The following is a 19,444-nucleotide window of genomic DNA, read 5'->3' on the forward strand; positions in this document are numbered from 1 at the left end:
ACTGGCGAGGAGACGACCGTGCCCCCAGCGAACATCTTCGTGATCGGCATGGACGAGACCAACCTGGACACCTTACGCGACGTCCCGGGCGCCCAGGAGTACCGCTTCCACCCCCTGCTCAGCGTCGAGGAGCTCCAGCACGGGGAGATCCCCGTGGCCGACCTGATGGAACGCGCCCAGGCCGGCCTGGACGCCTTCGACGGAACGATCGACGCCATCGTCGGCTACTGGGACTTCCCCGTCAGCACCATGGTGCCGATCCTGTGCGAGCGCTACGGCCTGCGCGGCACGAGCCTGGAGTCGGTGGTCAAGTGCGAGCACAAGTACTGGAGCCGGCTGGAACAGCAGAAGGTCATCGACGAGCACCCCGCCTTCGGGATCGTCGACCTGGACGATCCCCGGCCGCCCGCGGGGGTGGGGTTCCCGATGTGGCTCAAGCCCGTCAAGTCCTTCTCCTCGGAGTTGGCCTTCCACGTCGCCGGGGAGGAGGACTTCCGGGAGGCGGTCGCCGAGATTCGCGCGGGCGTCTCCCGGGTCGGCCGCCCCTTCGAGTACTTCCTGGACCGCCTCGACCTGCCCCCCGAGGTCGCCGTCGCCGGCGGACAGGCCTGCCTGGCCGAGGCGGAACTTCCCGGCGTGCAGGCCGCGGTCGAGGGGTACGCCGTGGACGGCGAGGTCGTCGTCTATGGCGCGTTGGACTCCATCAACTACCCCGACAGCTCCGCCTTCCTGCGCCACCAGTACCCCTCGTCCCTGCCCGAACCGGTGCTGCGCCGAATGGAGGACGTCGCCAAGCGGGTGATCTCCCGGATCGGCCTGGACTCGGCGACCTTCAGCATCGAGTTCTTCTACGACCCCGACAGCGGCGCGGTCAACCTGTTGGAGATCAACCCGCGCCACTCCCAGTCCCACGCCGAGCTCTTCGACTACGTCGATGGCGTCCCCAACCACCACTGCATGCTCGCGCTCGCGCTGGGCCGCGACCCCCGGATGCCGCACCGGCGGGGGCGCTACGAGCTGGCCGCCAAGTGGTACCACCGCCGCTTCGAGGACGGCGTGGTGCGCCGGGTGCCCACCCCCGAGGAGATCGCCCGCCTCGAACGCGAGATCCCCGGGGTCAAGGTCGACATCGTCCCCGAGGTCGGCACGCGGCTGTCCGACATGCCCGGCCAGGACAGCTACAGCTACGAGCTGGCCCACGTCTTCGTCGGGGCCGACGACGAGGCCGGGCTGAAGGACAAGTACGAGCGCTGCGTCGCCGCGCTGCCCTTCGAGTTCGCCGACCCCGATCGGAGAGAGGAGGTCCGATGATCTCCACCGTCACCGACCTGCCCCACCCGATCCAGGAGGAGGAGCACGTCCGTATCCCCGTCTCCGACGGGATCCACCTGTCCGCCCGCATCTGGCGTCCGGTCTCCTCCGACCGCGACCCCGTGCCGGCGGTGCTGGAGTACATCCCCTACCGCAAGCGCGACCTCACCTCGGTGCGCGACTCCCTCCACCACCCCTACATGGCCGGGCACGGGTACGCCTGCGTGCGGGTGGACCTGCGCGGCACCGGCGAGTCCGAGGGGCTGCTCGCCGACGAGTACCTGGAGGTGGAGCAGCGCGACGCCGAGGACGTGCTGGCCTGGCTGGCCGAACAGCCCTGGTGCAACGGCCGGCTCGGGATGATGGGGATCTCCTGGGGCGCCTTCGCCGCCCTCCAGGTCGCGGCGCGGCGCCCGCCCGGCCTCGACGCCATCGTCATCTCCTCCTTCACCGACGACCGCTACGCCGACGACATGCACTACATGGGCGGCTGCCTGCTCTCGGACAACCTCGCCGAGGCCGGCACGATGTTCGCCTACGCCACCTGTCCCCCCGATCCCGAACTGGTGGGCGAGCGCTGGCGGGAGATGTGGCACGAGCGCCTGGAGGGGACCCGCCCCTGGGTCCTGGAGTGGCTGCGCCACCAGCGCCGCGACGACTACTGGCGGCACGCCTCGGTCTGCGAGGACTACGGGGCCGTGGGCTGCCCGGTCCTGGCCTCCAGCGGGTGGGCCGACGGGTACTCCAACGCCGTGACGCGGCTGCTGGAGCACCTGGACGTGCCCCGCAAGGGCCTCGTCGGCCCGTGGTCGCACAAGTACCCCCACCTGGGGGAGCCGGGGCCGGCGATCGGCTACCTCCAGGAGGTCGTGCGCTGGTGGGACCACTGGCTGAAGGACGTCGACAACGACGTGATGGACGGTCCCATGCTGCGGGCCTGGATGCAGGAGAGCGTGCCCCCCTCCACCGCCTATGAGGAGCGGCCGGGACGCTGGGTGGGGGAGCCGGCCTGGCCCTCCCCGCACATCCGGGAGCAGACCCGGCCGCTGGCCCCGCACCGGATCGCCGCGCCGGGCGAGGAGACGCCCGAGGTGGAGATGACCGTGCGCTCGCCGCTGTCGGTCGGCCAGTTCGCCGGAAAGTGGGCCTCCTACAACGCGCCCCCCGACCTGCCCTACGACCAGCGCGAGGAGGACGGCGGGTCCCTGGTCTTCGACAGCGAGATCCTCGCCGAACGCACCGAGATCCTCGGCTCGCCGGTGGTCCACCTCGACGTCGCCGCCGACGCGCCGATCGCGATGGTGGCCGCCCGCCTGTCCGACGTGGCCCCCGACGGCAGCGCCACCCGGGTCACCTACGGTCTGCTCAACCTCACCCGCCGGGACGGCGGGGACGAACCGAGCAGGCTCGTCCCGGGCCGGCGCTACCGCGCCGAGATCCGGCTCAACGGTGTCGCCCAGGCCTTCCCGCCGGGGCACCGCATCCGGCTGTCGCTGTCCACCTCCTACTGGCCCCTGGCCTGGCCACCGCCGCGACCGGTCCTGTTGAGCGTGTTCTCCGGGAGTAGCGCGCTGACCCTGCCGGTGCGCCCGCTGGCCGAGCCGGACGAGGCGCCGCTGCGCCCCTTCGGGGAGCCCGAGGCGACCCCGCCACTACAGACCACCCGGCTCGAACCGGGGGAGCACCACTGGAGGGTCTCCCGCGACCTCGTGGACTATGAGTCGGCGCTGGAGATCGTCAAGGACAACGGCCGGGTGCGCTATGACGACATCGGCCTGGAGACGGCCCGGCGCGCCCACGAGCGCTACTCGTGGATCGCCGACGACTTTGAGTCGGTGCGCGGGGAGTCCACCTGGACCATGGGGTTCTCCCGCGGCGAGTGGGACGTGCGCGCGGTGACCCACACCGTGTTGAGCTGCACGTCGGAGGAGTTCCACGTCCACGCCACGCTCGACGCCTACGAGGGCGCGCGCAGGGTGTTCTCGCGGGAGTGGAGCGAGAGGGTGCCCAGGGACCACCTCTGACGGGGCCGCGCCAGACCGGACCGCGCCCGTCCCGTCCGGTTCGCGGACGGGACGGGCGCGGGCGGTCCCGGGGTCAGCCGATGGGGTCGGGCAGCCGGCGCGTGGTGTAGTCGAGGCCGATCACGTCGCCGGTGCGCGGGTCGCCCAGCTCCACCCGCCAGCAACGGGCGAACTGGTCGACGCCCTCGCGCATCGGGATGGTCCCCGACAGCAGCACCGTGCCGGGGTGGAGCAGGTCCCGTTCGCGCAGCAGCTCGACCCAGAAGTCCGGGGCGAGCAGTTCGGCGAGGGTGCCCCGCTGGATCTCGGTGTCGGCCTTGTCCTCGCCGACCCAGGCGGTCAGGGTCAGCTCGTCGAGGTGGTCGGCGACGTCGACCAGCCGCCAGGCGCGGGTGGCGATCACGTCGGGACCGGCGTTCTTGCTCCAGGCCACCCCGTGCACCTCCAGGGCGCGGTCGGTGTGGTCGCAGGCCGCGGTGAGCAGCAGGTCCTCGGGGCGGGGGCCGGCGACGATCAGCGCCCACTCGGCCTCGCCGGAGGTGCGCTCGTGCTGGACGGGCACCTCGTCGGTCTGCATCGCCAGGTAGGGCGAGATGGGGTAGAGCGCCGGGGTGGTCTCGGGGGCGGGCACGCCGAGCAGGGCGAGTTCGGCGACGTGGGCGCGCACGTCGTCCTGGCTGCGGCCGGCGTAGCCGCCGTTGAGCAGGGTCGTGATCTCGACGTCGACCTCGACGCCGTTGTTGAGCTCAAGTTTCAGACTGGTCAAATCTACTCCCGACACTTGCGCATACCTCTTGTATACAAGCAGTATAACGACAGGTTTGCTTCTCATGAAGGAAAGGTCGGGTCGACATGACGGATTCGGGCGGGGCGACGACGGCGCCCGCGCAACGCGGCGACGTGGTGAGGGCCTTCGTGGCCAGCCTCTCCGGAACGGCCCTGGAGTGGTATGACTTCGCCGTCTACTCGGCGGCGTCCGCGCTGGTGCTGGGGCACCTGTTCTTCCCCAGCCACGACCCTCTCGCCGCGACACTGCTGGCGTTCTCCACCTACGCCATCGGCTACGTCGCGCGCCCCCTGGGCGGCTTCGTCTTCGGGCGCCTCGGGGACGTCATCGGCCGTAAGAAGGTCCTCATCAGCACCCTCATGCTGATCGGCGTGGCCACCTTCCTCATCGGCCTGCTGCCCACCCACGCCTCCATCGGCTCGACGGCGGCGGTCCTGCTCGTCCTGCTGCGCTTCGCCCAGGGCGTGGGCGTCGGCGGCGAGTGGGGTGGCGCGGTACTGCTGTCCAGCGAGTTCGGCGACCCCCGCAAACGGGGGTTCTACGCCTCGGCGGCCCAGGTCGGCCCGCCGGCGGGCAACCTGATGGCCAACGGCGTCCTGGCGCTGCTGGGCCTGCTGCTCACCGAGGAGCAGTTCCTCTCGTGGGGCTGGCGCGTGGCCTTCCTGCTGTCGGGCGTGCTGGTGCTGTTCGGCCTGTGGATCCGCGCCAAGCTGGAGGAGACCCCGGTCTTCCAGGCCATGGAGAAGGAGGGGCACCGGCCCTCCGCGCCGATCCGCGAGGTCTTCCGCGACCAGCCGCGGGCGCTGACCGCCGCCGTCCTCAGCCGGGTGGCCCCCGACGTCGTCTACGCGCTGTTCACCGTCTTCGTGCTCACCTACGCCACCCAGGAGCTCGGCTTGGAGTCGGGGACCGCGCTGGCCGCGGTGCTCATCGGGTCCGCGACGCAGGTCCTGCTCATCCCGCTGGCGGGCTGGCTGTCCGACATCGTCAACCGCCGCTTCCTCTACGGCGTCGCGGCGGTCGGGGCGGCGGTGTGGCCCTTCCTGTTCTTCCCGATGATCTCCGGCGGCTCCTTCGCCATGCTGACCGTGGGGATCGTGGTCGGGCTCCTCCTGCACTCCCTGATGTACGGTCCGCAGGCCGCGTTCGTCGCCGAGCAGTTCCACCCGCGGCTGCGCAGCACCGGCAGCTCGCTGGCCTACACCCTCGCGGGGGTCATCGGCGGCGCCATCGCCCCGTTGCTCTTCACCTACCTGCTGGCCCAGTTCGGCACCTGGATCCCGCTGGCCGTCTACCTGGCCGTCACCGCGGCGGTCACGGTGATCGGCCTGCTCCTGGGCCGCGACCCCGCGCCGCACGAGGACGACGAGGTGCTGCGGGCGGCCCGGGAGCGGGCCGACGCCTCCGTCACCACCGGCTGAGCGCGCCGGGGTGCGGGTCCGGTCAGGTGTCGATCAGGACGCGCAGGGTCGAGTCCAGGTGCGCGTCGATCGCCCGGTGGGCGGCCGCGACGTCGCCGTCGACGAGCCCGCGCAGGATCTCCTCGTGTTCCTGGAGCACCGCCTCACGGCGGTGGGGGGCGGAGAAGAGCGCGACGATCCCGGCGCGCACCTGCCGGGCCCGCAGCCCGCTGTAGAAGTCGATGAGCATGTCGTTGCCGACGGCGGTGACCAGGGCGGAGTGGAAGCGGTGGTCCCAGTCGATGAAGGCGGCCCCCTCGTCGCTGCCGCGCAGTCCGTACTGGCGGTCCAGCGCGGCGCGCATCTCGGCCTCGGGGACCACGCCACGGGCGATCGCCTGGGTCGCGGCGTGGCGCTCCACCATGCCGCGCAGTTCCATCAGCTCGCTGAGCTCACGCGCCGTCCACGGGGCCACGTAGGCGCCGCGCTTGGGGATGAGCTGGACCAGCCCCTCCGCGGAGAGCAGGAACAGGGCCTCACGGATCGGTGTGCGCGACACCCCGATGCGGTCGGCGACCTCCTGTTCGTTGATGAACCTGCCCTGGCACTCCGGATCGGCCAGGTAGACCTCCTTCAGGTAGGTGTACGCACGATCCCGCCCCGACCCGGCCACGACCCCTCCTCTTGTACACAATTCGTATGCAGGCAGCCCAGTATCCCAGCCCGCCCACCGGGCGGACACACCCGAAAGGAGCACGGATGCGTATCGCACTGTGCCAGACGAGTTCCACCGACGATCCCGCGGCCAACCTCGAATCCGTCCGCGCGGGCGTTGCCGAGGCGGCGGCACGGGGCGCCGGTCTGGTGGTGTTCCCCGAGGCCGCCATGGTCCGGTTCGGGGTCCCGCTGGCACCGCTGGCCCAGCCCCTGGACGGGCCGTGGGCCGAGGGCCTGCGCGCCATCGCCGCCGAGGCCGGCGTCACCGTGGTGGCGGGGATGTTCACCCCGGCCTCCGAGGGCAGGGTAAGCAACGTCCTGCTGGCCACCGGCGGGGGAGTGGAGGCGGCCTACCGCAAGATCCACGTCTACGACGCCTTCGGCCACCGGGAGTCCGACTCCGTGGAGCCCGGCGCGCAACCGGTCGTCATCGAGGTGGACGGGGTCCGGATCGGCCTGGCCACCTGCTACGACGTGCGTTTCCCCGAACTCTTCCGCCACCTGGCCCGCCACGGCGCGGTCGCCACCGTGCTGTGCGCCTCGTGGGGGACCGGCGAGGGCAAGCTCGACCAGTGGCGGCTGCTGACGAGGGCGCGCGCCCTCGACTCCACCTCCTGGATCCTGGCCTGTGACCAGGCCGACCCCGAGACGGTGGGGGAGACCGTCACCGGCAACGCCCCGCGCGGCATCGGCCACAGCGCCGTGATCGACCCCACCGGGCGCGTCGTGCACGAGCTGGGCGCGGCTCCCGAGACGCTCGTCGTCGACATCGACCCCGCCACCGTCACCGGCGTGCGCGAGGCCATCCCGGTGCTGGCCAACGCCCGGCTGTGACACCCCCGCTCCTCGAAGGAGCCGCCGGTGCCGGGACGGGGGCGACCGTCCCGGCACCGGTTCAGGCGGGCGACAGCAGGTTCAGCGCGCCGGGACGGACGCGCAACCGAGCGGGAAGCTCCCCCAGGTCCTCGCCGTCCCCATAGAGCGGGACCGGCCGGTCGGCCGCGATGACGACCTCGCGCGCCGTCACGATCCGCACCCCCGCCATACCGGTGTGGGTCCCTTTGCGAGCGCGCAGCATGAAGGGGACGAGCCGGTGGCGGGAAACCGCGTCCACCGTCATGACCCGCAGCACCCCGTCGTCGAGGACGGCCTGCGGGACCATGCGCAGCCCGTGCCCGTAGGTGCCGGAGTTGGCCACCGAGACGGTGTGCCCGCGCAACGTGATCGAGCGGCCGTCGAGGGTCAGGGTGTAGCGCGGGACCCGCCAGCGCAGCATCGCCCACACCGGCGCCAGCCGGTACAGCAACAGCGGGGGAAGCCCCCGGAGCTCGTTGACGAGCAGGTTCGCGGCCGAGTCGACACCGGCGTAGACGTTGCCGACCACGATGGTCCCCTCGCCCACCTCGATGACGTCCACCGCGCGCGGCCGGCCTTCGAGCAGCACGCGCGCCAGCTCCCGCGGGGAGGCGGGCAGCCCGAGCCGCCGGGCGAGGTCGTTGCCCCGCCCGGCCGGCACGATCCCCATGGTCCCGCCGGCGGCGACCACCCCTTGCGCCACGTCCCGGACCAGGCCGTCGCCGCCCACGGCGACGACGACGTCCCCGGCTTCCGCCGCGGCTTCGGCGGCCTCGGTGGCGTGCGCGGAATCGCGGGTGCGTTCGGTGCGCACCACGGCGCCGGCCCGCCGCAGCAGGCCGGGTTCGGCCCGGCCGTCACCGGAGACGGGGTTGACGAGCGCGGTGAACCGCCGCGCCTGGCTCCGGGCGGGGACCGGGTGCGCGGGGGCGGGCCGGGGCGGCCGGATGGGGGGCGGGGGCGTCGAGGGGGTCCCTGGTGACACGGTTCCTCACGATCCACACGACGACGCGGCGGGCTACACGTTATACCGGCCCGCCCCGGAGGCACCGCTGAGGCGGGAGCCGGTCCGGATCCGGCGCCGCGCGGCCTCCACCGTGCCCCCCCACGCCATCCCGGGGAGGCCCGGAGACGGAGGCGCACGGGCGGGCGAGTTCCCGCGCGATGTCCAGGAGTCACCAGCTCAGAGCGCGTGCGTGTTCGGTCCGGTCCGGCGCGGGTACGGGAGGGGCGCGCGACCGCTGAGAGCGGGCGAGCGCGGCCACCGGGACGCCCCGGCGGGTGCGGCGGACGGTTCCGCTCGTATCGGCCCGGCCGGGCGGGCGCGGGGGCTCCCCTGTTGCGCGAGGGAACTCCTGTCGGTTTCCGGTGGGGAAGTGGTGTACACGCCGGCGCGTACCCGTCACAGTGAGGTGGGCGCGCGGGGAACCTCGAGAAAGGACGGATGACGATGACCGAACCGCCATCGGGAACGAGGCCGGCCCGCCCCGTCCGCTGACGAGACCCACCCTCCCCACCCCGACCCCCTGGAGACCTCTCCCCGTGCAGCCCCGATCCGCCCATGAGGTGCCCCTGCCCGATCCCGCCGTGGTCGAGGCCGTCCGCCTGTCCTGTGCCGACCTGCCCAGAGGGTCCACCCGGCTGGCCGACCTGTTCTACGACCACCTGTTCGCGCTCGTCCCCGAGACGCGGTCGATGTTCCCGGCCGACATGGGGCCACAGCGCGAACGGATGGCGCACGCCCTCGTGGAGGTCGTCGACCACCTGGACCGCCCCGTCCAGGTGCGTGACTTCCTGCACCGGTTGGGGCGGCACCACCACCGGATCGGCGTCCGCCCCGAGCACTACCCCCACGTCGGCCGGGCCCTGGTGCGCGCCGTCGCCGACATCGCGCCCACCTGGACCTCCTCGATGAGCTCGGCCTGGGTGCTGGTCTACGAGTGGATCGCGGCGACCATGCTCGTCGGGGCGCGGGAGGCCGCGGAAGAGGAGACGGCACGCGCTCCCCTGGCCGCGCGCGGCCGGCACAGCCGCGCCGCGCGTCCCGCCGGCCCGCTTCCGTAGTCGGGAGGCGTTCGCGGCGCCCGCCTCACGGACGGGCGCCGCCCCGGCCCGGCCGGGGGGCGGCTCACAGGCGGTGGAAGTAGTCGCCGCTGTGGTAGTCGGCGGTCAACCGGAAGCTCTCGTCTCCGGGAACACCGCCCCGGCCGTTCTCGCGGTGACGCTCGGCGGCGGTGCACACCAGGTCGTCCCACATCACCTCCTCGCCCTCGGAGGTGGGGGCGTCGGGCACCACGATCGTCACGGGGGTGTCGTCGGGCAGGTCGCTCCCGGCCACCGCGCGGCGCAGTTCGCCGAGCGTCAGGATGACCGCCTCGTGGCGGTAGGTCCGGTCCATGATCGTCCTTTCGTGCTCTCGGGGTCGCCGTCCTGCCGTTGGCCATGCTCTCAGCAGCGGGCGCGCCGAGCAGGGATTTCCCTGGTATGGCAGGGGTGGCGTCGCGTCGGCTCCCCGAAGGCCGGGGCCGCGGTCGGGGCGCTCCGCCGGGCTCGGCGCGGACCGGGGCCGGCCGGCGTCCAGCCCCGGCGCGCGTGGACAAGCGCGGGAGGGGCTTCAGGGCCCCGACCGGAAAGCGGCAGGCAAAATCCATCCAACTTCTCCGCCGTGGATCCCCGCCCCTTTAAAGGCTTGACGAACTTCGCCGGTGCCTGGTTGCCGCCCGCCGCGGACCGGATACAGGCTACGTGACGGCCGGCGGTCTACGTCGGAAAAAGCATCGGATGGCGAGAATATCGACTTCGATCCGGAGGCGACGATGAATGGACCCGAGAATATGCTGCCGAACGAAACATCGAATGGGCTGGAGAACGCGGCCGAAGAAGGGGACGGCCGGTCGGTCGTCCCCGGTGGGTCGGGCGCGCGGACGGTGACCGCCGTCCGTGGACGGCTCGTGTGGTTCTGTGACGATCCCTTCCTCGTCGGTACCGGCGCGGCCATGCGGCACGAGAAGGACGGCCTGCTGATCTGCGTGGACGGCCGAATCGCTTACTCGGGTCCCTATCAGGATGGAATCGGCCGCGTTCCCGAAGGCGTGAAAGTCGTCGACTATCGTCACTGCGTCATCACTCCGGGATTCGTCGACTCCCATGTCCACTACACCCAGGTGGGAATGGTCGCCTCCTACGGCGAGAAGCTGATCAACTGGCTGGACAAGTTCGTCTACCCGGAGGGAATGAAGTACTCGGATAAGAAATACGCCGAAGAGGGCGCGGAACTGTTCTGCAAGGAGCTGTTGCGAAACGGCACCACCACGGCGCTCGTCTTCACCTCGACGTACCCGCATTCCGTCGACGTCCTGTTCGACAGGGCCGCGAAATACGGCATGCGCATCGCGGCCGGCAAGGTCCTGATGGACCGGAACGCGCCGGAGGCGCTGCTCGATCGCAGCGTCGAGGAGGCGATGGAGCAGACGAGGGGGTTGATCGACAAGTGGCACAACAAGGCGGGGACGCGCAACGTCTACGCCGTCATGCCCCGTTTTCCGCTCGCCTGCACGCGCGACATGCTCACGGAGGCGGGCAGGCTGTGGGAGGAGTACCCGTCCGTGCTCATGCACTCCCACATCGCGGAGAACGCCGACGAGGTCTTCGAGGGACGCAAGCTCTTTCCCGAGTGCCGGACCTATCTCGACGTCCTCGACGACCACGGGCTCCTCAGAGCGGGCACGGTCCTGGCCCACGGAGTGCACCTGACCCTGGGCGAGCTGGACACCTGCCATCGGACCGGGGCGGCGATCGCCCACTGCCCCACCTCCAACCTCTTCCTCGGCAGCGGCCTGTTCCGGCTGCGTGACGCCACCACGCCGAGCAGGCCGGTCACCGTGGGCCTGGCCACCGACGTCGGGGGCGGCACCAGCCTGTCGATGCTGACCACCATGAACGAGGCGTACAAGGTCGGGGCGCTGGACGGCAACCCGATCGACGCGGTCCGGCTCTTCTACCTGGCCACGCTCGGCAGCGCCAGGGCGATGCGGATGGACCACCAGATCGGGTCGCTGCAACGGGGCCACGAGGCCGACTTCGTGGTGCTCGACCCGCGGGCCACCCCGCTCCTGGAGAAACGCACCCGTACCGGCGACGGCTCCATCGAAGACGTGCTGTTCGCCCTGGCGCTCCTGGGCGACGCGGAGGCGGTGGAGGCCACCTATGTCGCCGGCCGCCGCGTCCACCAGCGCGGGAGGAAGGAGGAGAAGGCGACCTGGTCGGACTTCCCCTTCGCCTGGAGCCGCTACGACTGGAAGTCCGGCTCCTGGATCCCCGACCAGGTCGTCGCCACCACGCGGGGGTGGCGGCTTCCCGCGATCGACGCCTTCGCCGGCGGGCTGCACTGCGTCTACAACGATCCGACCGACCTGTTGCACTGGACGGTGTTCACGAAGAAGGACGACCGGCCGGGCACGTGGAGCAAACCGGAGAGCCTGGGGGTGCGCTCCCACGCCAGTGTCGCGCTCGCCCCCTACCATGACCTGCTCTACTGCTTCTACTCCAGGGACGGAAAGATCTGCTGGAAGTCCCGGGACGATCAGATGGCCAAGCCGTGGGGGCCGGAGCGGGAGATCCCCGGACTGTCCTCGCAGCAGCCGCCGGCGGTGACCGCCTACAACGACGACCTCCACGTACTGGCCGTCGACGGCGAACGGCGCATGCACTGGAACACCTACCACTCCAGCACCGGCGCCTGGAGCGGGTGGGAACCGTGGAAGGACGGCAACGGCGACATCGTGAAGGGAGGCTGGCCGAGCATCGCCGCCTACGCGGGACGGCTCTACGTCGTCTACTCCCCGGGCGCGGACGCCGACGTGCGATGGACGGCCCGCGATCCCGGAGGCGAGTGGTGGCGGCACCGGGACCTGGAGGGGACCGCCGGGACCGGCCAGCCGAGGATCGCCCATTACAACGGGCTCCTCTACGCGATCGGCTCCTGGTGGGAGTCGGGTAAGTACCAGGAGACCTGGTGGGCGCAGCAGGGGGTGGACGTTCCGGAGTGGACCACCCCGCGGTCGATCACGCAGATCCGCACCGGATCGTTCTCGGGAAACGGGTTGACCGCCTACCACGGCCAGCTCTACACCGCCTACTTCACGGGGTGAGGTTCGCCCGGCGTGGCGCGCGCGGGCGGGACGGACGTTCGGCCTGGGGTGGGGTGAGCGGTGTGGGCCGGGCTTCACCTCTCGGCCCCGTCGGGTCCGCGGCCACGGACCCCGGCCGGGATCGCCGGGACCCGCGCGCCCGGGGGCGTGGGGTCTCCTATTTCGGGGGTCTCCCCGCCGGCCCGGTCCCGCTCCGCGGGCTCCGCCCTTGTTCGGCGCGGGCCCGCCCCCGGCGCGGTGCCGTGCCGGGCGCGGCGCCGTCCGCCCGGGTTCCCCGCCCTCTCCAGCGGGGCGCCCGGAGCGGAGGGCCGACCCGGCCCCGTGGTTCGGGTCAGGCGAGATGCTCCTCGTCGCGGACGTGCTCCAGCCAGGTGGTGGTCGCGGCGGGGTCGTCGGCGTTGTCGAGCATCGCCAGGTGTTCCATGAACGAGTCGGCGGAGGCGCCGTGCCAGTGCTCCTCGCCGGGCGGACAGTAGAGGGACTGGCCCGGGTGGACCTCGACCTTCGCACCGCCCCGTGACCGCACCCAGGCGACCCCCTGCGTGATGTGCAGGGTCTGCCCGCGGGCGTGGGAGTGCCACGCGGTCCGGGCGCCCGGCGCGAAGCGCACCTTGGCCACGACCATCCGCTGTCCGTCCTCGCGGGGAAACGCGATCGGGTCCAGCCAGACGTCGCCGGTGAACTGCTCGGGCGGGTTCTTGACGGTTGGGGCACGCGGATCGATCTGCACGGGCCTGCCTCCTCTCGCGGGCGGCCACCTCGGCCGCCCCTCTGTCCACGTTAGGCAGGTGTCCTCGCGGGAGGGAGGCCCTGACGTTCCCCCGCTGGGCGCCGCGCATCCTCGCGCCCGCGAGTCCGGACACGACCAGCCGGGAGGAGACGATGGCGCCGGGGAGCGCCGCGGACACCGTCCCGCGGGCTCCCGATCGGCGCGTGCTGTGCCCGGTTCCCGTGGCCTGCGCGGGGTGGCCGGACGGGACTGCTAGCATCTGAAAACGATTTCCATTTTCAAAACGTGTCAAGGGTGACGGGCGTCGCCGGGAACCCGCGCCATGGGCCGCGCGCAACGCCCTCGCGTTCCCCAGGCCACTCGCGGCCGTCGATCCCCGAAGGGCGGACGGTGCGGAGAAGGCGCCCACGCCGGCCCCTCCCAAGGCCCGCGGCCCCTCGGCGCCGTCCCCTATGAGCCCGCGTGGAAGGACCATCCCCATGAGCGCACCCACCGACCTGCCGGTGACCGTGCTGTCCGGCTTCCTCGGAGCAGGGAAGACGACCCTGCTCAACCACCTCCTGGGCAGCCTGGACGGGCTGCGGGTCGCGGTCATCGTCAACGACATGAGCGAGATCAACATCGACGCCGACCTGGTCCGGGGCGAGGGACACCTGACCCGGACCGACGAACGCCTGGTGGAGATGACCAACGGCTGCATCTGCTGCACCCTGCGCGACGACCTGCTGGAGGAGGTGGCCCTGCTCGCCCGGCAGGGCCGCTTCGACCACCTCCTCATCGAGTCCAGCGGAATCTCGGAACCGATGCCGGTCGCCGCCACCTTCGCCGTTCCCGGCCCCGACGGGCGTCCGCTGCTGGAGGGGGCCAGGCTCGACACCATGGTGTCGGTGGTCGACGCCGCGAACTTCCTGACCGAGCTCGACAAGGGGGACGATCTCGTCGAGCGCGGACTGGACGCCTACGAGGACGACGAACGCACCGTCAGCGACCTGCTCGTGGACCAGGTGGAGTTCGCCGACGTCCTGCTCATCACCAAGACCGACCTGGTCGCCCCGGAGGAGGCCGACCGGGTGGAGGCCGCCGTACGGCGCCTCAACCCGCTCGCCCGGGTCCTGCGCGTCTCCCATGGCCGGGTCGACCCCGCCGAACTGATCGGCGCGAACCGGTTCGACCTCGAACGCGCCTCCCGGGCGCCGGGCTGGGTGGCCGAACTCAACGGCGACCACGTGCCGGAGACGGAGGAGTACGGCATCTCCAGCCTGGTCTTCCGCGCCGACCGCCCCTTCCACCCCCAGCGGCTCTGGGAGTTCGTCTCGACCGGCCTTGAGGGCGAGCAGTACGGGACCGTCCTGCGGATCAAGGGCTTCTTCTGGTTGGCGACCCGGGCGCGGACGACGGGGCTGTGGTCCCAGGCCGGGCCGGTGGCCCGGTTCGAGCCAGCCGGCGTGTGGGATCCCGCCGACGGCCTCGCCGCGGGCTACCCGCCCGAGGACCTGGTGGACGCGGAGCCGGTGCGACCCCGGCAGGAGCTGGTGCTCATCGGCACCTCCCTGCGGCACGGCCCCCTGGAGGAGGCCCTGCGCTCCTGCCTGCTCACCGACGCCGAGCTCGCCCTTACCTGGGAGACGTTCGAGGATCCCTTCCCCGAGTGGGACCTCCATGGCCCGCACGCCCACCACGCTCACGGGTGAGCCGGGCAGGCGCGAGAGGTCCCCGGAGCCGGCCGCCTTCCGTGGCGTGCCGGCAACGGGGACACGGGGCGCGTCCGCGCCGGGCGCGCCCCGTCAGCGCGGCGTGGGGAGCGGGCCGGTGGCGGGAGCGGGGGAGTCCCCGAAGACCGCCGGCCCGCAGGGAAACGCCCGTGCCTCACCCGCGCGCCTGAAGCGGAACCCCGACACCGCCCGGTCCCGGCCCGGCCACCTCGGCGCGCCCGCAGGGGCCGGCGCGGGCCTGTGCCGCACCGGTGGCGGGACGGCGAACGTCCCAGCGACGCGCCCCCGCGGCGTCAGGCACCCCCCGTCCGGCCGGCGGGGACGACACCGGTGACGCCGGTGATGTCGGTGACGTCGACCAGGCGGTCGAGGCGCGCGAGGGTCTGCGCGCGGTGGGAGGCGACGAGGACGGTGCCGGGGAACCCGGCGATGACGTCGCAGATCGCCTGCTCGGTGGCGGGGTCGAGGCTGGCGGTGACCTCGTCGACAAGGAGGATGCGCGGCCGGCGGACGAGGGCCCGGGCCAGGCAGAGCCGCGCCCGCTGCCCGCCGGAGAGACGCACACCGCCCTCGCCCAGCTCGTCGTCGAGGCCGATCCAGGCGGCGGCGCCCACGCGCTCGAGCACGGCGGTCAGGTCGGCGTCGGAGCGGGGCGCGCAGCCGCGCAGCAGGTTGTCGCGGACGGTGCCGTGGAAGAGCACGGCCTCCTGGTCGACCAGGGCGACGGCGTCGCGTAGCGCGGCGTCGTCGAGCTCGGCGACGGGAATGCCCGTGCCGTCCGGCGTGACGAGCTCGATGGTGCCCGCCAAGGGGTCCCACAGGCGTGCCGCGAGCGCGATGACGGTGCTCTTGCCCGAACCGGAGGGGCCGACCAGCCCGACGTGCTCGCCGGGGGCGAGTTCGACGGACCAGGACGTGAGCGTCGGCCGCCGGCCCTCGTAGGCGAAGGACACGTCGCGAAAGCGCAGACCGAGCGGGCCGGTGGGCAGCGGCCGTGGCCGCTCGGGAACGGAGACGACCGGGGCGCGGCCGATGCCGGTCGCGACGCGCTCGGCGCCGGCGACCAGTGGATGCAGCCGGGTGAGGGTGGCGGTGGCGTCGGAGATCGCGGCGACGCCGGCGAGGGCCAGCGCGACCAGGGCGGGCAGCTCCGCGGGCGACAGCCGCGCCTGGGCGCCCTCGGCGAGCACGCCGGCGGCGGAGGAGCTGACGGCGATGATGCCGATGACCACGGCGGTGATGACGAGCTCGCGGATGGCGGTGACCAGCTGCGACAGCAGTTCATGGCGGCGCGCGATCGCGGCGGCGCGCGCGGTGGCGGCGTCGGTCTCGGCGATGATCCGGGGGGCCAGGCCGTAGGCGAGCACTTCGCGCAGGGCGCCGAGCGCGTCGACGATGCGCGTGGACAGGGCCGAACGCTCCCGCTGCTCCTGCTCACCCAGCCGTCTGGCCGCGCGCGCCCGGTACAGCGCGCTGCTCGCCACGACGAGACCGCCGACGAGCACGACGAGCCCGGCCTCGGGCAGCAGGACGGAGGCGCTGACCAGGGAGGCGAGGAACAGGGTGAGCGAGGCGCCGAGCTGGGCGACCGTGTGGGCGTAGAAGAACTCGAGCTTTTCGATGTCGTCCATCGCGACGGTGGCCGCGTAACCGGAGTGCTCGCGGCGCCGGCCGGGGACGCTGCGCGCGTAGGCGTCGAACAACGCCATCCGCAGCCGGGCCAGCACGCGGTAGGCCAGGGCGTGCGAGACGTCCATCTCCCGCCAGGTCAAGACCGCGCGCACCAGCACGAGCCCGATGACGAGGACCCACCACAGGGGACCGGGCGGCGTCCGTTCGACGACGGCGTGGCCGACCGCCCACGCCGTGAGGACGGTGAGGCCGGCCAGGCTCAGCGCGCTCGCGGTGCCGATGAGGTAGCTCCACAGCATCCCGCGCCATTCGGGGCGCAAGACGGGCAGCAGTTCGCGGAAGGCGCGAAGCGCGGAGAAGACGTTCACGGGGCGCTCCTGTCCAGGTGCCCGGAGTCGAGGCGCAGCACGTGCGCGACCTCGGTAAGGGTCTCGGGTCGGTGGCTGATCATGATGACGACGCGGTCGCGGGCAACGCGGTGCAGCGTCTCGATGACGTTGGCGGCGCGGCCGGCGTCCAACGCGCTCGTCGGCTCGTCGACGAGGAGGACCGGGCGGCGGGCGAGCAGCGCGCGGGCCAGGGCGAGGCGCTGGCGCTGCCCACCCGACAGGCTGGTACCGGCCTCGGTGACCTCGGTGTCGAAACCGTTGGGGAAGCCCCGGATCTCGTCGAGGATTCCGGCGGCGTGGCAGGCCGCGACGAGCTCGGCCTCCGTCGCGGGGCCGGTGACGGCGAGATTGTCGCGGATGGTCCCGGCGAAGAGCACCGGGCGCTGGGAGACCACCGCGATGTCGGAGGGCCGTAGCGGCCGGCCGTCGAGCTCGATGCGCCCGGAGTGCGGGGTGAGGAAGCCGAGGAGGAGGTCGAAGAGGGTGGACTTTCCCGCCCCGGAGGCTCCGACGATCGCGCTGAGGGAGCCGCGCCGGGCGGTCAGGTCGAGGTCGCGCAGGACGTCGTCGGGGGCACCCGGGTAGCGGAAGCCCAGCCCGGTCACGCGCAGCTCCTCCGCCCGCCGCTCCGTGGGAGCCCGGTCGCCTTCGACGGCGGAGGCCGCGTGGCCGGGGGCGGTGGCGCGCTGTTCCGCGAACGCCCCGAGCCGGTCGAGGCCGGGGACCGCGGTGAGCCCGAGGAACCCGGCGTGCCAGTGCCGCGAGAGGTCGCGGACGGGCCGGAAGGCCTCGGAGGCGAGCAGGAGGATCAGGTAGACCTCGATGGAGGGGGCCTGCCCGGCGACGGCGTGGGCGATGGCGGCGGCGGAGGCGGCGACCACTCCCGCCTGGACGGCGAGGTCGGTGACGGCCGTCTCGGCCAGGGAGACGCGCATCACCCGTTCGGTGGCCCGGCGCAACGCCTCCGAGCGGGCGTCCAGCCGGCCGCGGGTGCCGGGCACGTCGCCGAGCGTACGCAGGGTGGCCATGCCCCGCAGGGATTCGAGCAGGTCGGCGCTGAGCGCCTCGTAGCTATCCCAGTGGTCGAGTCCGCGCCGGGCCGCCATCCGCTTCCACGCCATCGGCCCCAGCAGGGCGAGCACGACCCCGGCGGCGACGCACAGCCCCGCCGATGGCGAGAGCGCGAGCAGACCGGCCACGACGATCGGGCAGGTGAGGAGCAGCTGCGCGACGGCGGGGAGGTACTTCGAGACGTAGGCGTCGATGCCGTCGACACCGTCCCCGAGACTGGCGCGCATCGAACCGTCCCGGGCCGCCGTGTCGTGCAGCCGTTCGGACACCAGCGCGGCGCGCATCGCGCGGCGGCGGACCGCCTGCCTGACCCGGCCCCCCAGGCGGGCCGCGGCCGATGCCTGGGCCAGGCAGAGCACCAGCCGCAGCAGCGCGATGCCGACGATCAGCGCCAGCGCGACGAGCACGTCGTGGGCCTGTCCGCGCAGTACCGCCGACATCGACCAGGCGATCGCCACGGCCTGGGCGAGGTGGGTGAGCGAGACGAGCGTCAACAGGGTGACGCTCCATGCCAGGGTCGCGGGGAAGCGTGCCGCCTCCCGCCACAACTGGGGGACGATCATCGTGGGTCCGGTTTCTTGTCGAGGTCGGGTCCGCCGGGAAGCATCGCCAGGGCGTGCACGGTCCACCGGCCGTCCGCCGCGACGAATCCCGACACCGGGCGGCAGCGCCACTCCCGGGACAGGGCGCCCGCGTAGCACAGGCCGGCCGCGGCCCGGTGGGCCCGCCACATGACGTCGGCGATCTCGGCCGCGGGTGCCTCGGTCGCGACGGACCACGTCTCCAGCCGCCGGGCTCCGAGCACCCAGGTCTGTCCGCAGGCTCTGGCGACCTCCACGGCGTGCGGGTCGGGTGCGCGCGCCGCCCCCTCGAACTCGCCGATCGCGGGAGAGCGCCTGGCGGCCAGGGCGTCGCGGCGCTCGGGGAGGACCGTCCACGAGCCGGGCAGCTCGACGGCGGCCAGCGGGATCTCCGGGACGAGTCCGCGCGCGAGCCACCGTTCGTGCTCGGCCGCGCGCGCGACGCCGAGCAGCTCGCGCAGCCACGGTCCGGGGCCCAGCCGTACCGAGGTGGGCGCCGGCGCGCCCAGGAACTCCACGGCGGCCAGGGCGTAGGCGGTGTCCGCGATCCACAGCGGCCAGGCCCGGTGGCGGTACCGGCCGAAGCTGCGGCCCGGCTGCACGGTCAAGACCAGGTGGGTCCCTGCCACGTCGCTGTTCGCGCCGAAGGCGTCCCAGCCCGCCTCCCGCTCCCACGCCTCGTCGCGTCGAAGAAGCGCGCCGTCCTCCAGGTCGTAGACGTAGCGCCCCGCCGCCAGGGCGCCGCCGGTGCCGACGACCAGGTGGGTGTGCACCGGATAGGCCGCCCCCGCGGAGGGCACCGGCCGCTCGCGGATGCGGGTCGGCGTCCCGTCGGCCCGGCGGTGGTAGCCCCGGCCGCGCCACAGGGCGTCGAGCAGGCCGCGTTCGCGTTCGGGGACCGCCACCGGCACGGCTCCGGCCCGCCGCCAGGGGTTGGCGCGCGGCCCGGGCGGGCACGGCGGCCCCGGAATCTCGGGTCCGAACGCGCGCGCCAGCTCGGGAGGCAGGCGCGGGGAGGCGTCCGGCCGGCGCGTCGCGCCGTGCGCGGGAAGAGGCGGCGGGGTGGTACGGGGCATGGGGGGCGG

15 protein-coding genes are annotated in these 19,444 nt (G+C 72.9%); 7 read left to right on the forward strand and 8 right to left on the reverse strand.

Annotated features, from left to right (window positions below):
- Positions 1–18: 18 nt before the first annotated feature.
- Both B5D66_RS07440 and B5D66_RS07445 read left to right on the forward strand, forming a co-directional pair.
- Positions 19–1,311 carry an ATP-grasp domain-containing protein gene (locus B5D66_RS07440; protein ID WP_327308072.1) on the forward strand — a complete coding sequence of 431 codons (1,293 nt, stop codon included), beginning with the start codon at positions 19–21 and terminating at the stop codon, positions 1,309–1,311.
- A complete protein-coding gene (locus B5D66_RS07445) occupies positions 1,311–3,335 on the forward strand; it encodes a CocE/NonD family hydrolase (RefSeq protein ID WP_144390026.1) in 2,025 nt (674 codons plus the stop codon). Before B5D66_RS07440 ends, B5D66_RS07445 begins: the two co-directional genes overlap by 1 nt.
- A 73-nt stretch (positions 3,336–3,408) precedes the next feature.
- Here the strand turns inward: B5D66_RS07445 and B5D66_RS07450 are convergent, their stop codons facing one another.
- Positions 3,409–4,101 carry a DUF2848 domain-containing protein gene (locus tag B5D66_RS07450; protein ID WP_235000834.1) on the reverse strand — a complete coding sequence of 231 codons (693 nt, stop codon included), beginning with the start codon at positions 4,099–4,101 and terminating at the stop codon, positions 3,409–3,411.
- Between the two features lie 86 nt (positions 4,102–4,187).
- Between B5D66_RS07450 and B5D66_RS07455 the strand changes: the two genes are divergently transcribed.
- A complete protein-coding gene (locus B5D66_RS07455; RefSeq protein ID WP_200813556.1) occupies positions 4,188–5,543 on the forward strand; it encodes an MFS transporter in 1,356 nt (451 codons plus the stop codon).
- A 22-nt stretch (positions 5,544–5,565) separates the two neighbouring features.
- On the opposite strand, the gene B5D66_RS07460 is transcribed toward B5D66_RS07455, so the two are convergent.
- Positions 5,566–6,195: a GntR family transcriptional regulator gene (locus B5D66_RS07460; RefSeq protein WP_144390015.1), complete on the reverse strand. Its 630-nt coding sequence runs from the start codon at positions 6,193–6,195 to the stop codon at positions 5,566–5,568.
- A gap of 86 nt (positions 6,196–6,281) precedes the next feature.
- Here B5D66_RS07460 and B5D66_RS07465 point away from each other — a divergent pair, with 86 nt between their 5' ends.
- Positions 6,282–7,073, forward strand: coding sequence for a carbon-nitrogen hydrolase family protein (locus B5D66_RS07465; RefSeq protein ID WP_078760889.1), 792 nt, complete (start codon positions 6,282–6,284; stop codon positions 7,071–7,073).
- Between the two features lie 61 nt (positions 7,074–7,134).
- Here the strand turns inward: B5D66_RS07465 and B5D66_RS07470 are convergent, their stop codons facing one another.
- A complete protein-coding gene (locus B5D66_RS07470; protein WP_235000835.1) occupies positions 7,135–8,079 on the reverse strand; it encodes a diacylglycerol/lipid kinase family protein in 945 nt (314 codons plus the stop codon).
- A gap of 557 nt (positions 8,080–8,636) precedes the next feature.
- On the opposite strand from B5D66_RS07470, the gene B5D66_RS07475 reads away from it, so the two are divergent.
- Positions 8,637–9,158 carry a globin domain-containing protein gene (locus tag B5D66_RS07475; protein ID WP_078760890.1) on the forward strand — a complete coding sequence of 174 codons (522 nt, stop codon included), beginning with the start codon at positions 8,637–8,639 and terminating at the stop codon, positions 9,156–9,158.
- A 64-nt stretch (positions 9,159–9,222) separates the two neighbouring features.
- On the opposite strand, the gene B5D66_RS07480 is transcribed toward B5D66_RS07475, so the two are convergent.
- Complete coding sequence (locus tag B5D66_RS07480; protein ID WP_078760891.1) at positions 9,223–9,492, reverse strand: DUF6225 family protein; 270 nt, start codon at positions 9,490–9,492, stop codon at positions 9,223–9,225.
- Positions 9,493–9,928: 436 nt separating this feature from the next.
- Here B5D66_RS07480 and guaD point away from each other — a divergent pair, with 436 nt between their 5' ends.
- Complete coding sequence (gene guaD / locus B5D66_RS07485) at positions 9,929–12,244, forward strand: guanine deaminase (protein ID WP_078760892.1); 2,316 nt, start codon at positions 9,929–9,931, stop codon at positions 12,242–12,244.
- 331 nt (positions 12,245–12,575) lie between these two features.
- Here guaD and B5D66_RS07490 read toward each other — a convergent pair whose 3' ends face one another.
- Positions 12,576–12,974, reverse strand: coding sequence for a (R)-mandelonitrile lyase (locus B5D66_RS07490; RefSeq protein WP_078760893.1), 399 nt, complete (start codon positions 12,972–12,974; stop codon positions 12,576–12,578).
- A 479-nt stretch (positions 12,975–13,453) separates the two neighbouring features.
- Between B5D66_RS07490 and B5D66_RS07495 the strand changes: the two genes are divergently transcribed.
- Positions 13,454–14,665, forward strand: coding sequence for a GTP-binding protein (locus B5D66_RS07495; RefSeq protein ID WP_144390016.1), 1,212 nt, complete (start codon positions 13,454–13,456; stop codon positions 14,663–14,665).
- A gap of 314 nt (positions 14,666–14,979) precedes the next feature.
- On the opposite strand, the gene B5D66_RS07500 is transcribed toward B5D66_RS07495, so the two are convergent.
- From B5D66_RS07500 to B5D66_RS07510, 3 genes are read right to left on the reverse strand one after another with little or no spacing between them, the layout of a single operon-like run.
- Positions 14,980–16,686, reverse strand: coding sequence for an ABC transporter ATP-binding protein (locus tag B5D66_RS07500; protein WP_078760895.1), 1,707 nt, complete (start codon positions 16,684–16,686; stop codon positions 14,980–14,982).
- Positions 16,683–18,341, reverse strand: a complete 1,659-nt coding sequence (locus tag B5D66_RS07505) for an ABC transporter ATP-binding protein/permease (RefSeq protein WP_078760896.1) — start codon at positions 18,339–18,341, stop codon at positions 16,683–16,685. Before B5D66_RS07505 ends, B5D66_RS07500 begins: the two co-directional genes overlap by 4 nt.
- The gene (locus B5D66_RS07510; RefSeq protein ID WP_144390017.1) at positions 18,338–19,435 is read right to left on the reverse strand and encodes a nitroreductase family protein; all 1,098 of its coding nucleotides are present in this window, start codon (positions 19,433–19,435) and stop codon (positions 18,338–18,340) included. The genes B5D66_RS07505 and B5D66_RS07510 overlap by 4 nt, the downstream gene beginning before the upstream one ends.
- Positions 19,436–19,444 lie beyond the last annotated feature (9 nt).

Source organism: Marinactinospora thermotolerans DSM 45154 (assembly GCF_900167435.1).
In the GTDB taxonomy this organism is placed as follows: Bacteria; Actinomycetota; Actinomycetes; order Streptosporangiales; family Streptosporangiaceae; genus Marinactinospora; species Marinactinospora thermotolerans.